We start from the raw sequence: 12,949 nt of genomic DNA on the forward strand, positions 1-12,949 counted from the left end.
CCCCCCCCCCCCCCCCCCCCCCCCCCCCCCCCCCCCCCCCCCCCCCCCCCCCCCCCCCCCCCCCCGCCTCCTGCTTTTCTGTTGTTTGATTCAGCTGTATTTTTGGAAATGGAACCCTTTCTCAGCGCTGGCCCTTGTCGTAGGGGATGCCCTCCGCCTTGGGAACTCTGGATTTCTTCGAGGTGAAGGACAAGACCACCAGAGTGATGATATAGGGCAGCATCCGGTAGAGGTGGGAGCTGATCCCCAAAGTGGCCAGCATGTAGACTCCATCGCCGTTGATGTCGATACTGGCATAGGAGGCGGCGATACACTTGAAAAGGCCGAACAGGAGGGCCGCGCCGGCGATGTTGCCCGGCTTCCAGTTACCGAAGATCATGACGGCCAGGGCCAGGAAGCCGAAGCCCGCCACATCGCCGGTGGAGGCGCAGTTGGCGGTAGTGAGGGCGTAGACAAAGCCGCCCATGCCCGCCAGGGCGCCGGAAATGGTGGTGCCGGCATAGCGCATCTTGTAGACGTTGATGCCCAGAGAATCGGCGGCCTGGGGATTCTCACCGCAGGAGCGCAGGCGCAGACCGAACCGGGTCTTATAGAGCAGGATGGACAGCACCACAAAGAGAATGATGCAGATGTAGGTGGCCAGATAGACCTGGTGGAGGAGGGTGTTGCCCAAAAAGCCCAGGTCGGCCTTCCGGTCGAAGCCCAAAGTGGTCTTCTTGATCATGAACCAGCTGGCGGCGTCGCCCTCCGCCATCTGGAGGGTGTTCTGGTTGGCAATGATCCGGATCAGGAAGAGGACCAGGGCGGGCGCCATCAGGTTCAGGGCGGTACCGCCGATGGTCTGATCGGCCCGCAGGTTCACCGAGGCGAAGCTGAGCAGCAGGGAGAAGACCGCGCCCAGCAGGGCCGCCACAGCCATGGCCAAAAGCTCCATACCCTGGAGCGCCATCCAGTTTTTGGCGGCAAAGGCGGCCTGGAACATTTCCGTGCCCTGCATCATACGCACGAAGAGAACACCCACGAAAGCGCCGAAGATCATGATACCTTCCAGCGCCAGGTTGATGATACCGCTGCGCTCGGCAAAGACGCCGGCCAGGGCCACGATCATCAGGGGAACAGCGTAGAGAAGGGTCTGTTGGATCAAGAATGTCATGCCTGCTCCCCTCCTTTCTCCTCAGCGGCGTCCGGCTCCGGCGGCGGCGTTTCCGCCGCGGGCTCCGGTTCCGGTTCTGCCGGCGGGGCGGGCTCCGCTGCGGGGGCGGCGGCCGCCTCAGCGGCCTTGTGCTTTTTCCTGCTGGTAAGGAACATCTTGATGACCAGGGAGAAGGCGGAGAGATAGACGATGACCGAGATGATCACGTCGGTAATGTACTCATTGTAGGCCGTCAGATTGGTCAGCTGCAGGCCCACGATGTTCAGCATGGACATGAAGATACCGGTGAAGATAACGGCGATGGGGTTATTGGCCGCCAGCAGGGCCACCGGGATGCCGTTGAAGCCGGTGGCGGGCAGCGCCTGGTAGGTGGACCAGAAAAATTCCGTGTTGCCGGACAGATAATAGAGGGACGCGCCCGCGCCGGACAGGGCGCCGGCGATGGCCATGCTCAGCACGATGTTCCGCTTGTCGTTGACGCCGGCGTACCGGGCGGCGTGGCGGTTGGCGCCGCAGGCCTTCAGCTCATAGCCCAGGGTAGTCTTGGTCATGAGGATGTAGACTAAGATGGCGATGAGGACGGCGATGAGGATACCGGCGTTGACCTGGGAGCCGGAGAAGAGCTTATCCAGGCCCAGCTTGGCGGTGGACACACCGTTGCCGTCCACATACGTCCAGGCCCCGTCCACCATGGTGCGGCCGTAGGCGGTCTTGTAGATGTAGCTGGTCTTGGTGTTCTCCACGGTGTTCTGGAACATCTTGTTGGCGTCGAAGAACCAGGTGACCAGGTTGGCGGCGATCCAGTTGGTCATGATACAGGCCAGCACCTCATTGATATTGAGGAAAGCCTTCACGATGCCGGGAATACAGCCCCAGAGCGCCCCGGCCAGGATGCCGCCCAGGAAGGCCAGCAGCCAGATCAGGGGGCTGGGCAGGGCCGTGCTGGGGATGCCCAGGGCAATGGCCAGGGTGGCCAGGGTGCCCATGAGGTACTGGCCCGGCGCGCCGATGTTGAACAGGCCGGTCTTAAAGGCCACCGACACCGAAAGTCCGGTGAGGATCAGGGGGGTGGCCCGGAAGAGCATATTGCCGATGCTCTGGGGATTAAAGCCCCAGGTGAGAACGCCGGATGCGTTGCGCCCGGTGCTGAAGATGCCGAAGAAGACCAGGCGGATGCCCTCCCAGGCGCTTCCAAGGCCCAGGTTGTCGCTGAACATGCCCACCACCAGGATGAGGATGCTGCCCACCAGAAGGCCGATGACGATGGAGAGCAGGGAGGCCACTACGGACTGGGCTCCCTCCTTCTGCAAAAGCGTGCCCCGTTCTTTCATGCTCCCTCACCCTCCTTCTTGCTCATATCCATCCGCTTGGCGCCCGCCATATAGAGGCCCAGCTCCTGCACGGTGGTCTGCTTGGGATCCAGCTCGCCCACGATCTCTCCCTCATACATCACCAGGATGCGGTCGGAAAGGCTCATGACCTCATCCAGCTCCAGGCTGATCAGGAGCACGGCCTTGCCCTTGTCCCGCTCGGAGACCAGCTGGCTGTGGATGTACTCAATGGCGCCCACGTCCAGGCCACGGGTGGGCTGGACGGCCACGATCAGGGGCTTTTCCCGATCCACTTCCCGGGCGATGATGGCCTTCTGCTGGTTGCCGCCGGACATGCTCCGGGCCCGGGTGATGGGCCCCTGGCCGGAACGGACATCGTACTGCTCAATGAGCTTCTCGGCGTACTCCCGCACCGCCTTCTGGTCGATAAAGCCCATGTGCTGGAACTGAGGCTCCCGGAAGCGCTGGAGCACCATGTTCTGCTCCAGGGTGAAGTCCAGCACCAGGCCGTGCTTGTGGCGATCCTCGGGAATGTGACTCATGTGCTCCCCCCGGCGGCGGATAGAGGCGTGGGAGATATCCTCGCCGCAGAGGGTGACGGTGCCGCCGGAGCTCTTCTCCAGGCCGGTCAGGCCATAGACCAGCTCGGTCTGGCCGTTGCCGTCGATGCCGGCGATGCAGAGGATCTCACCGGAGCGGGCCTGGAAGGAAACGTTGTTGACCGCGTTTTTCTTGTGGGCCTTGGAGGGGACGGTGAAGTCCTTCAGCTCCAGGATCGGCTCGCCGGGCTGGGCGGGGGTCTTGGTCACCTCCAGCTGCACCGGCCGGCCCACCATCATGTTGGACAGGGACTGCTTGTCGGTGTCCTTGGTGTCCACGGTGCCGATGTACTTGCCCTTGCGCAGAACGGTGACCCGGTCGGCCACCGCCATGATCTCGTTGAGCTTGTGGGAGATGAAGAGGATGCTCTTGCCCTCCTTGGCAAACTCCCGCATGGTGTCCATCAGCTCGTCGATCTCCTGGGGGGTGAGGACGGCGGTGGGCTCGTCGAAGATGAGGATCTCATTATCCCGGTAGAGCATCTTCAGGATCTCCACCCGCTGCTGCATGCCCACGGTGATGTCCTCCACCTTGGCGTCCAAGTCCACCTTCAGGCCATAGCGCTCAGAGATGGCCTCCACCTTTTTTCGGGCCTCCTTCTTCTGAAGAAAGCCCGCCTTGGTGGTCTCCGCGCCCAGAATGATGTTGTCCAGGACGGTGAAGACGTCAATGAGCTTGAAGTGCTGGTGCACCATGCCGATGCCCAGGGCGGTGGCGTCGTTGGGGTCGTTGATCTTGACCTCCTGGCCGTTTTTCTTGATCACGCCCTTCTCCGGCTGGTAGAGCCCGAACAGGACGCTCATCAGAGTGGATTTGCCCGCGCCGTTCTCCCCCAGCAGAGCGTGGATCTCCCCCCGCCGAAGCTGGAGGGTGATATCATCGTTTGCGATGATACCGGGGAACTCTTTGGTGATGTGGAGCATCTCAATGATGTTCTCAGCTTCCATAGTCCTCATCCCGCTTCCTGTCTAAAATATAAAAATCAGGCCGATATTTGTGCTTATACTTTAAACATTATAACGTAGAGACAGAAAAAAGACAAGCATTTCTCCCAAAAATGGCAGGAATACTACAGTAAAAAAACGGGAGGGACGCTTTCTGCGTCCCTCCCGTTTCAGAAACAGAAGGATCCAATTACAGGATGTTCAGCTTCAGGTTGGACCAATCCTGCTCCAGGCCGGTCTCGTAATCGGCGTCGATGGTCAGCTTGCCGGAAACGATGTCAGCGAACATAGCCTCGTAGTCGGACACGGAGAAATTCTCCATGCTCCAGGTGGCGGTGGGCAGGCCCACGGCGTCGTCCTTAGCGCCCAGAGAGGTGCCCTGGCCGCCGATCTCGGCGAAGGTGCCGTCATAGACCTTGGCCACAGCCCACTGCACGGCGCTGGACAGACCCTTCATAGCGGAGGTCACCACAGCGTCGGACTCGAAGGACTGATCCACGTCCACACCCACGACGAAGCCGTCGTTGGCGGAGGCGGCGGCAGCGATGGACTGGAACATGGAACCGCCGCAGGCGAAGATGACCTCAGTGCCAGTGGTGTACCAGCCGTTGGCCATGGTCTGCAGCTCGGGGGAGGCGGAGAAGGAGGCGCCGTACTCCCAGGAGTAGTTGATCTCAACGTTGACGCCCATCTCAGCGGCAGCGGCGTTGGCGCCCTGAACGAAGCCATAGCCGAAGCGGCAGCAAGCGGGGTTGGTGCCGCCACCGCCACCGGTGAAGCCCAGCTTCTCAAAGCCTTCCTTCACCACAGCGTAACCGGCCAGGTAGCCGCTCTGCTCCTCCTGGAAGGAGATGCCGGCCACGTTGTCCAGGCCGATGGGGTAACCGTCGATGAACACGAAGGGCACGTCGGAGAACTCTGTGGCGGCGCGGGTCAGAGCGGCCTCCTGCATGAAGCCGGCGCACACCACCACCTTGGCGCCGCCGTCCACGGCGGCCTTCATGGCGTCGTAGCGGTCGTCGTCAGTGGCCTGGTCGCCGTTGGCGGGCTGATAGTACTTGTAGCTCAGGCCGTTGGCGTCGGCGTACAGCTTCACGCCGTCATAAGTACCCTGGTTGAAGGACTTGTCCTTCAGCTGGCCCACGTCGGTGATGAAGGCCACCTCGTACTTGCCGTCAGCAGAGGTCATGTTGTCGGGGATGTCGTCGGCGCTCTTCTCGGCGGGCTCGGCGGCCTGGCTCTCGGCAGGCTCGGCGGCCTGGGACTGAGCGGGCTCGGCGGCCTTGCTCTCCTCAGGGGCGGGCGTGGTGGCCGCGCCGCCGCCGCAGGCGGCCAGGCTGAGCATCATGGAACCGGACAGGAGCAGCGCAAGGAGCTTACTGGTCTTGTTCATTTCAGTATACCTTCCTTTCATTTTTACCCAGAATTGTTTCCCTCTGGTTTTTGCAAACCTATTATAGCGGTTTCCGGCGAAAAAAGCAATCCATTCTTTACAAAAGTGTTACAGAATTTTTTGTGAAAAAGAAACAATAAAAAGGAGAGGGCGCAGGCGCGTCCTCTCCCTCCCTTTTCGATCGTTTTAATAGCCCTCGCCCTGCTGCCCCTTCGCCAGCTTCACGATGCGGCTGGTGCCCAGCCGGTCAGCGCCCAGGGTGATGAAGTCCTCCGCGTCCTGGAGGGAGGAAATCCCCCCCGCCGCCTTGATCTTCACGTTTGGCCCCACATGGGCCTTGAACAGCTTCACATCCTCCCGGGTGGCCCCGGCGGTGGAGAAGCCGGTGGAGGTCTTGATATAGTCCGCCCCGGATTCGGTGACGATCTCGCACATTTTGATCTTCTCTTCCTCGGTGAGCAGGCAGGTCTCCACAATGACCTTCAAAATGCGGCCGGAGCAGCTCTGCTTCACCGCCTTGATCTCCTCCAGGAGACGATCCCAGCGCCGGCTCTTCACCCAGCCGATGTTGATGACCATGTCGATCTCATCCGCCCCGTGGCGGATGGCGTTCTCGGTCTCGAAGACCTTCACGGCGGTGGTGGAGTAGCCGTTGGGAAAGCCGATGACGGTGCACACCTTCAGCTTGCCCGCCAGGTACTCGTCAGCCCGCTTCACAAAGGCGGGAGGGATGCAAACGCTGGCGCAGCCATATGCCACGCCGTCATCGCAGATCTCCTTGATCTGCTCCCAGGTGCACTCCTGCTTGAGCAGCGTGTGGTCACAGCGGCTCAGGATCTCGCGAAGCTCCATACTCTCTCTTCCTTTCTCGTAGGTGGTCGTTCTTATTCTATGCCTTTTGGGGGCAGCGGGTCATTTCAAAGCTCTACCAGCTCATATTCCCGGGTGCCCAGACCCAGCTTCTCGGCGTGGACGAGCCCCGCCTCCCAGTCGGTGTCCGGATGAGCCATGCGGAACACATCGTGGGTGTGGCCGGCCCCCTTCCCGGTATCCGCCGCGCTGCCGGGGATCACCGGCTGGCGGTTGGCCGCGTCCACACAGGCCTGATCCATGGCCACAGGGTCAAAGGAGGCGAACATGCCCACATCGGGAATGATGGGAATGTCGTTGCAGCTGTCGCAGTCGCACTCCGGGGACACGTCCACCAGCATATTGATGTGGAAGGAGGGCTTCCCCGCCAAAACGGCCTTAGTATACTCCGCGATCTTCTTGTTCATTACAGGCTTGGCCTCGTCCCACTTGGTCATGATGGCCCCCTTGGGGCAGTAGGCAATGCAGTAGCCGCAGCCCACGCAGTGCGCCTCGTCGATGACGGCCTTCCTATCCACCACATGAACGCCGTCGTTGGCGCAGTTTTTCACGCACATGCCGCAGCCGATGCACAGCTCCCGGTCGATCCTGGGCGTGCCGCTGCTGTGCATCTCCATCTTGCCCGCCTTGGAGCCGCAGCCCATGCCGATGTTCTTCAGCGCCCCGCCGAAGCCGGCGTTGATATGGCCCTTAAAATGGCTCAGGGAGATGATGATATCCGCCTCGGCAATGGCGGCGCCGATCTTGGCCTCCTTGACATACTCGCCGCCCTCTACGGGGATGGAGCGCTCGTCAGTGCCCCGCAGTCCGTCGCCGATAATGGTGTGCACACCGGTGGCCAGCGGGTTATAGCCGTTCATGTAGGCCGCGTCCAGATGGCCCAGGGCGTTGTTGCGGTAGCCCACATACAGGGTGTTGCAGTCACACAGGAAGGGCTTGCCGCCCCTGGCCTTGATGTGGTCGCACAGCACTCTGGCGTACTGCTGGCGGAGGAAGGCCATGTTGCCCACCTCGCCGAAGTGTACCTTTACCGCCACAAACTTGTCTTTGAAGTCGATCTGGTCGATGCCCGCCTTGACGATGAGGCGCTCAAACTTCTCCAGCAGGCTGTCGCCCATGGCCACATGCATATCGGTAAAATAAACCTTTGACCCTGCCATAATAGTTTTTCCTTTCTATATGTTGATATTCCAAGCAGCCTGGCCGCTCAGCGCGGGCCGCCGTCTCCTTTTCCCCGGCCGGCCTTGACCGTCAGAAGGACAAAACTCACCAGCAAAAGTCCGCTGCAGACCAGGCAGGCCCTCAGTCCCAGCACCTCATAGGCGGGCACACCCGACGCGGCCCCAACGATGAAGACGGCGATCACGCCGTAATAGTCCACGGCGTTCCGCCCCGCCTTCCTGTCCCTTCTCTGCCAGCAGTGGAACAGCTGCTCGGTGCCGCTTCGCAGGTCTCCGGTACACATGGTGGAGGCATAGGGATTCCCCTCCACCCGGCGGAAGCTCTCGATCTGCATGGCGCTGGTGAATGCCACCATGCAGTTGGCCAGCATATCCAGCTCCTTGGGCAGAAACGCCACTAAGGTCACCGCGGCGATCTCCATACCCAGGGTGGTCTGCCGCCAGCGCAGTCCACCCCGGCTCTCCAGCGCGGCCCGAATGGCCTCCGCGCCCCAGATCCCCAGGGCAAAGGACAGCACGGACACCAGGTAGGCCCCCGCCCGGGCATACTCCCCCTGGAGCAGACGGATCCCCAGAAGCACCATATTGCCGGTCTCCGCGTTGGCAAACACGCCGCCCCGGGCCAAATATGTATAGCCGTCCAGAAATCCTCCCGCCAGCGCCAGGAGCAGGCACAGAGAAAGGGCCTCCTCCGGCAGGCGCCGCTCTATCTGCTCAGAAGCCAAGGCCCAACCCGCCGGTGATGTTCTTCATAGAGCTTGCGGCGTCGCTGTCCGCGGCCCGCAGAGCCTCGTTGACCGCGGCCACCACCATGTCCTGGAGCATCTCCACATCCTCGGGATCCACAGCCTCGGGGTCGATGGTCACCGAGACCACCTCCCGCTGTCCGTTGACCTGGGCGCTGACTACGCCGCCGCCGGCTGCGGCGGTGTATACCTTGGCGGCAAGCTCCTCCTGCATCTTGGCCATGTCGGCCTGCATCTTCTGGACTTGCTTCATCATATTCATGTTCATTCCGCCGCCGCCCATACCAAAGCCGCCGCGGTTATATCCCTTTGCCATAGCCGATCTCTCCTTACTCTTCCGTAATGATCCCATCCAGCTCTCCGCCGAGAGCCAGCAGGTCGTCCAGCTTGTCGTGCTGACCCGCCGCCGGAGCCTTGGGCTCCGGGGCCGTGCCCACGGTGACCACCGTGCGGTAGGGGCCGCCGGGCAGGGTCTTGGCCGCCTCGGTCACCGCCGCCAGAATGCCCGGCTTGGAGATCATGCCCTTGATAAAGTCGTTTTGCGCCCACAAGGTGAGCAGAGGCCCGTCCACGGCTCCCTTCACCATGGACTTGTTGGACAGGAAGCTGTACTCGCCCATGGGCACCTTGCCCTTGAGCTTCACCACCAGCTCTGGCCAGAAATCGCCCAACCCGGCGCCGGAGCCCGTCTGAACGGGGCTCTCCGCCGCAGGCTCGGGCATGGCCGGGGGCGGGGCGGGCGCCGCCGCAGGGGGCGGGGCCGCGGGCTCCATCTCCTCCGGAGGAGGGGGCGGCTCCATGTCCCAGGGAGGTTCCTCCTCTTCCCTGGGCGGAGGCGGCGCGGGCCGCTCCGGAGGTCTGGAGACAGGGGCCGCCGCGGGCGCGGGCTGCGCCGGGGCTGGAGAGACAGCCGAAGGGACAAAGGCCCCTCCCGCCGCCAGCTCTTCCAGTTTGGTCAGCCGGGCGTTCAGCCCGGCGGCAGAATCATCTAAGGTCTCGTCGCACAGGCGGATAAGGCACAGCTCCGCGTCCACCCGCCGGTTGGCGCTGCGGCCCAGATCGGCGGCGACACTCTGGAGCTTGCCCAAAAGCTGGGCCAGTCTGGGTGTGGTGAGCCCCTCGGAAAGCCCCCGGAGGGTACCCTCGTCATAGCCGCCGGTGAGCAGCCCCCCACCGCCCTGGGGAGCGGTCTTGCGGATGAGCAGATCCCGGGTCAGGGCGGAAAGCTCGTTCAAAAGGCTCCCCACATCCTTGCCGGCGGCGTAGAGCCGATCCAGCCGCTGAAGGGCGGCTCCGGCGTCCCGCCGGGATATTTCATCCATTAGGGCGGCGGTCTCCACGTTCCCCGCCAGCCCCAGGGCGTCCAGGATCTCCTGCTCACCCAACTGTTTGCCGTCTGCGCCTACGGCGCACTGATCCAGCAGGCTCAAGGCGTCCCGCAGGCCGCCGTCGGCCAGCCGGGCCAAAAGGGCCGCTCCCTCATTTGTAAGGGGGATGCTCTCCTCCCCCGCCACCAGCTTCAGCCGCTGGGCGATGTCCAGGGGAGAGATGCGCTTGAAGGCAAACTGCTGGCACCGGGACTTGATGGTGGCCGGCACCTTATGAAGCTCGGTGGTGGCCAGAATGAACATCAGATGCTCCGGCGGCTCCTCCAGGATCTTCAGCAGGGCGTTGAAGGCCGGAGTGGAGAGCATATGCACCTCGTCCACGATGTACACCCGCTTGCGCACCGCCGCGGGGGAATAGACGGCCTCGTCCCGCAGGGCGCGCACCTGGTCTACGCCGTTGTTGGACGCGGCGTCCAACTCCAGCACATCCATCACCGCGCCGCTTTCAATACCGCGGCAGGCGTCGCACTCGTTGCAGGGGCTTCCATCCACCGGATGCTCGCAGTTCACTGCCCGGGCCAGGATCTTGGCGCAGGTGGTCTTCCCGGTGCCCCGGGTGCCGGTGAAAAGATAGGCATGGCTAAGCCGCCCCTCCCGCACCTGGCGCTTGAGGGTGTCGGTGATATGGCTCTGGCCCACCACGTCATCAAAGGTACGGGGTCGCCATTTCCGGTAAAGTGCCTGATACATAGGCTCTCACCTCCCAAAGAGGAATAAAGGGAAGAAGGTCAGCTCCTTCTTCCCTGTTTTCGGCCTGCGGCAAGACCGCGCACCGGCCTTTGAAAGTCGCGCTATGTCCGTTACCCCGGCAGCCGGCTCAGGAGCGGCGCCCCCGCGGCACACGCCCAGATCCGCTTAGTGCTGCTCGGTTCCCCGCCTGACACGGTTCACGGGTAGGCGTTGCGCGGGACCGATCCTTCATCGCTGCTTACCAGGGTCAGACGACACAGCGCGCTTCCGGGGGCCGGGATTCACCCCTGCTGTAGCGGATTGCAGGTACAGGGCACCGCTATCTCCCCAGTTAGCGCGGCCTTGCCCCGGGCCGAAGGAAGCCGGATCCACGGGCAGGCTGATACATACGGTATCATACAACATTTTGGGGGGATTATCAACTGAGAATTTGATTTTTTGAAAAAACACTTTACACCGGGCCAAATTGTTGTTATAATGTCATGGCGCAAACAAGAGAATACGGGCGGTTAGCTCAGCTGGGAGAGCGCAGCGTTCGCAACGCTGAGGTCGTGGGTTCGATCCCCATACCGTCCACCAAAGCAAGATAATCCGAACTTAACGCCAGTAGGCGGTGGGTTCGGATTTCTTGTTTATATCGGCAAAACGGCATAAGGAAACGGCCCCTATCAGGTTTGATGGGGGCCGTTCTGTACGAAGCACAAAATTACTTTAGCGGGATTTCAAATAAGCCAAAAAAGCCAAATCATCTTCCAATAAATCTTTTGTATCGTCAGTCTTTCCAGTATCAACGACTTTACAGAGCGCTAGTGCACGTTTATACGACATATGTTTTATGTAGTTCGAGAGCTTTGATTGCACTTGCGCAACAGGGAGATGTGTGATGATGTGAATGTAAACGTCATAGTTGTTGTCGTATGTTATGTATTTGGCTCCGTACTCCTCGCAATTGTCACTACGCCCCAAAATGTTAATTGCACACTCGGTACAGTCATTTTTATTTCCCGGCATTGGAGGGAATATCCCCAGTGAAATGGCGAAGAAGCTTCCGAACACTGTGTATCCGACCCTCACCCCTTGAGTTTCTATCGTTGAGTTAGGCCCCATTTTGATATGCGCGAGTTCATTTCTTTCTAGCAACACCTGGTATCCACCGGCTTCAAAAGGCTGAATGTTCATTTGCTGATACCTCCATTAAAATTTTGTGCTTTCTGTCCATGCTGAGCCTCCCACTCGGCAAACTCCCGCTTGCCCTCCTCGCTCTCGAAATATTCTTGAATGGCGGGGAGCAGACAACGAGCCAGAGCTTCAAGCTCTCTCTTGGGAATGCTGGGGCAAAAATCATTCGTAGGGTTCGCCATGTTGCGACCTCCTGACGGAGTGCGCCGCAAACTTTTGGTTCGGGCAAATATCGTTATATAGCGGGTGTAGAGACACCCAAAGTTTGTGATTTACAAAATTTCTTTTCAGCGGAGCGGCCTGCGGGCCGTCATTGGTGAGGGGAATAAGGAGGCGGCAAAGCCGCAGATTTAATTAAAGCCGTGACCTCGCCCGCCTGCCTCGTTTCGTCAAAAATCTATTCCGGCAACACCTCCTCTCCTTCTCGTTCCGCTCTTTGCGCCTCCTGCACCCAATCGGGAGCTGTTGGGTCTATGGGAAAGATGTATTCCAGCGCAGAGCCGTGATTGATAGGCGGGCCGTTCCTCCTATACTCTACAACATGGTGGATACGACGAAGAAACGCTTTCCAAGTTTCTGGCTCCTGTTCTTGCACCTTCGGAAATTGCTGTTTTAGATCGATATTGCTTATAATGTAGACTGTCTCATAGCAAGCCTGACGGGGAGCATATCTTGCCGGCAGCGCCAAAGGATAGCAGTCCAAATAATCTAACATATCCCCCACCATGAGCGAAGAACGAAATTCATCAAAACAGAGCACGGGCTGCTGGGCGTATCGGTCAAAGGGATGTTTGTAGTCCGTCACCCTGTAAACGTCGGCGTAACCATGTTCATCCATGACACCCCTGGTTTTGCCCGTGGCGGTGGGGCCAAAAATATATGTCACTTCCAAGGTACGCCGTTGATCCCGATACCGGGCCTCCAAGATATCCTGCCTGATTTTGTCCATACGAGATATATGGATTGCTAAATCGGGGTTAGAGGCCATGATCTCGGCGTTGGTCATGCCGTCCTCAATCTTGCAGTAAAGCTCGGCAATATCCGTCCTCGCCCCCTGTCCCGGCTCCTCTGGGAGCGGGCCGCTCTCCTCAAAAGTACCCTCTATAGAGGTATCCGCCTTTTCATCGTTGACCCATTTCCCCGTTTTGCTGATGTAATTCCGGTTTTCCTGGGCAGAACCTCGCACCTGTTCAAAATGGACTTCGGGGAATAGTTTTTTAAGACGGCTAAAACGAACTGGGGACTTTAGCATGATGAAGAAATGCGTGTGGAGCGTTTGGGTTTCAAGGCCGATTTCGTCAGCCAGGCACCAATAGAGCACGTGCAACTCCTGAAACTTCATTTTCATCTTTTCATGGTCTATATCATGTCGGGATTTATAATTTAATGTGCCCTGCCACTTCCTTGATTGAGTATCTTTTGTCACAACTGAACCTCCTTTGTTGGGGGTGCGGACAAAAATTGCCGCCCACCT

The 12,949-nt window shown here is 60.2% G+C and carries 12 protein-coding genes, 1 tRNA gene and 1 other RNA gene; 1 reads left to right on the top strand and 13 read right to left on the bottom strand.

The features are described from left to right. Window positions 1–121: 121 nt before the first annotated feature. From NFR87_RS05525 to ffs, 10 genes are all read right to left on the bottom strand, one after another. A complete protein-coding gene (locus NFR87_RS05525; protein ID WP_251447503.1) occupies window positions 122–1,153 on the bottom strand; it encodes an ABC transporter permease in 1,032 nt (343 codons plus the stop codon). After that, window positions 1,150–2,484, bottom strand: a complete 1,335-nt coding sequence (locus tag NFR87_RS05530; RefSeq protein WP_251447505.1) for an ABC transporter permease — start codon at window positions 2,482–2,484, stop codon at window positions 1,150–1,152. Before NFR87_RS05530 ends, NFR87_RS05525 begins: the two co-directional genes overlap by 4 nt. Further along, on the bottom strand, window positions 2,481–4,040 hold the full coding sequence (locus NFR87_RS05535) for an ABC transporter ATP-binding protein (protein WP_420910705.1): 1,560 nt from the start codon (window positions 4,038–4,040) through the stop codon (window positions 2,481–2,483). The genes NFR87_RS05530 and NFR87_RS05535 overlap by 4 nt, the downstream gene beginning before the upstream one ends. Before the next feature lie 178 nt (window positions 4,041–4,218). Further along, a complete protein-coding gene (locus NFR87_RS05540; RefSeq protein ID WP_251447509.1) occupies window positions 4,219–5,421 on the bottom strand; it encodes a BMP family lipoprotein in 1,203 nt (400 codons plus the stop codon). 186 nt (window positions 5,422–5,607) lie between these two features. Then, complete coding sequence (gene deoC, locus NFR87_RS05545) at window positions 5,608–6,273, bottom strand: deoxyribose-phosphate aldolase (RefSeq protein WP_251447511.1); 666 nt, start codon at window positions 6,271–6,273, stop codon at window positions 5,608–5,610. A gap of 65 nt (window positions 6,274–6,338) precedes the next feature. Further along, the gene (locus NFR87_RS05550) at window positions 6,339–7,451 is read right to left on the bottom strand and encodes a DUF362 domain-containing protein (protein ID WP_251447513.1); all 1,113 of its coding nucleotides are present in this window, start codon (window positions 7,449–7,451) and stop codon (window positions 6,339–6,341) included. A gap of 47 nt (window positions 7,452–7,498) precedes the next feature. Beyond that, entirely contained in the window at window positions 7,499–8,197 is a 699-nt protein-coding gene (locus NFR87_RS05555; protein ID WP_251447515.1) for a YoaK family protein, read from the bottom strand. Next, window positions 8,187–8,534, bottom strand: a complete 348-nt coding sequence (locus NFR87_RS05560; protein WP_251447518.1) for a YbaB/EbfC family nucleoid-associated protein — start codon at window positions 8,532–8,534, stop codon at window positions 8,187–8,189. Before NFR87_RS05560 ends, NFR87_RS05555 begins: the two co-directional genes overlap by 11 nt. Window positions 8,535–8,547: 13 nt before the next feature. Continuing rightward, window positions 8,548–10,296: a DNA polymerase III subunit gamma/tau gene (gene dnaX, locus NFR87_RS05565; protein WP_251447520.1), complete on the bottom strand. Its 1,749-nt coding sequence runs from the start codon at window positions 10,294–10,296 to the stop codon at window positions 8,548–8,550. 75 nt (window positions 10,297–10,371) lie between these two features. Further along, an RNA gene (ffs, locus tag NFR87_RS05570) (signal recognition particle sRNA large type) lies at window positions 10,372–10,636 on the bottom strand. A gap of 163 nt (window positions 10,637–10,799) precedes the next feature. Here ffs and NFR87_RS05575 point away from each other — a divergent pair. Continuing rightward, window positions 10,800–10,875, top strand: a tRNA-Ala gene (locus NFR87_RS05575). 132 nt (window positions 10,876–11,007) lie between these two features. On the opposite strand, the gene NFR87_RS05580 is transcribed toward NFR87_RS05575, so the two are convergent. From NFR87_RS05580 to NFR87_RS05590, 3 genes are all read right to left on the bottom strand, one after another. Continuing rightward, window positions 11,008–11,475, bottom strand: coding sequence for a hypothetical protein (locus NFR87_RS05580; RefSeq protein ID WP_251447522.1), 468 nt, complete (start codon window positions 11,473–11,475; stop codon window positions 11,008–11,010). Further along, window positions 11,472–11,657, bottom strand: a complete 186-nt coding sequence (locus NFR87_RS05585) for a hypothetical protein (RefSeq protein ID WP_251447525.1) — start codon at window positions 11,655–11,657, stop codon at window positions 11,472–11,474. The genes NFR87_RS05580 and NFR87_RS05585 overlap by 4 nt, the downstream gene beginning before the upstream one ends. 215 nt (window positions 11,658–11,872) lie before the next feature. Continuing rightward, window positions 11,873–12,901 (bottom strand): hypothetical protein, encoded by a 1,029-nt coding sequence (locus NFR87_RS05590; protein WP_251447528.1) that lies wholly within the window; start codon window positions 12,899–12,901, stop codon window positions 11,873–11,875. Window positions 12,902–12,949: the final 48 nt, after the last annotated feature.

This window comes from Vermiculatibacterium agrestimuris, from assembly GCF_943193085.1.
GTDB lineage: Bacteria > Bacillota > Clostridia > Oscillospirales > Oscillospiraceae > Vermiculatibacterium > Vermiculatibacterium agrestimuris.

What these genes read in the sequence shown, in the direction of transcription:
- NFR87_RS05525 (WP_251447503.1), bottom strand. Translation starts at nt 1,153, where the DNA reads ATGACATTCTTGATCCAACAGACCCTTCTCTACGCTGTTCCCCTGATG.
- NFR87_RS05530 (WP_251447505.1), bottom strand. Translation starts at nt 2,484, where the DNA reads ATGAAAGAACGGGGCACGCTTTTGCAGAAGGAGGGAGCCCAGTCCGTA.
- NFR87_RS05535 (WP_420910705.1), bottom strand. Translation starts at nt 4,040, where the DNA reads ATGAGGACTATGGAAGCTGAGAACATCATTGAGATGCTCCACATCACC.
- NFR87_RS05540 (WP_251447509.1), bottom strand. Translation starts at nt 5,421, where the DNA reads ATGAACAAGACCAGTAAGCTCCTTGCGCTGCTCCTGTCCGGTTCCATG.
- deoC (WP_251447511.1), bottom strand. Translation starts at nt 6,273, where the DNA reads ATGGAGCTTCGCGAGATCCTGAGCCGCTGTGACCACACGCTGCTCAAG.
- NFR87_RS05550 (WP_251447513.1), bottom strand. Translation starts at nt 7,451, where the DNA reads ATGGCAGGGTCAAAGGTTTATTTTACCGATATGCATGTGGCCATGGGC.
- NFR87_RS05560 (WP_251447518.1), bottom strand. Translation starts at nt 8,534, where the DNA reads ATGGCAAAGGGATATAACCGCGGCGGCTTTGGTATGGGCGGCGGCGGA.
- dnaX (WP_251447520.1), bottom strand. Translation starts at nt 10,296, where the DNA reads ATGTATCAGGCACTTTACCGGAAATGGCGACCCCGTACCTTTGATGAC.
- NFR87_RS05580 (WP_251447522.1), bottom strand. Translation starts at nt 11,475, where the DNA reads ATGAACATTCAGCCTTTTGAAGCCGGTGGATACCAGGTGTTGCTAGAA.
- NFR87_RS05585 (WP_251447525.1), bottom strand. Translation starts at nt 11,657, where the DNA reads ATGGCGAACCCTACGAATGATTTTTGCCCCAGCATTCCCAAGAGAGAG.